Annotated in this window: 1 protein-coding gene; it reads right to left on the reverse strand. The window is 35.1% G+C overall.

Translation table 11 applies throughout. The features are described 5' to 3' along the window. Positions 1 to 265, reverse strand: a 265-nt coding sequence (locus tag AAEY62_RS22885) for an alanine racemase (RefSeq protein WP_350636719.1), incomplete at both ends; no start/stop codon positions are given.

Raw genomic sequence — 265 nt, forward strand, 5'->3', positions numbered from 1 at the left:
CACGAAAAATGGGTCATTAAATTAACCGTATTATTCGCATTGGCTGTTTTTTGTAAGCGATTATAAAACTCATCAAATTGCTCAGGTGCAATACCTAATCGATGCATGCCGGTATTTATTTTTAACCAGCAGTTTATAGGAGCCTCAAGCTGCGCATTTTCCAGTGCCGCTAATTGGTTTTCGTCATGAATAATTGTTTGAAAATTATTAGCTAATAAAATGGGTAAATCGGCTTCATCAAAAAAGCCTTCTAACAATACAATTG

Origin of the sequence: Pseudoalteromonas sp. GW168-MNA-CIBAN-0100 (assembly GCF_040309225.1) — a bacterium.
In the GTDB taxonomy this organism is placed as follows: domain Bacteria; phylum Pseudomonadota; class Gammaproteobacteria; order Enterobacterales; family Alteromonadaceae; genus Pseudoalteromonas; species Pseudoalteromonas arctica.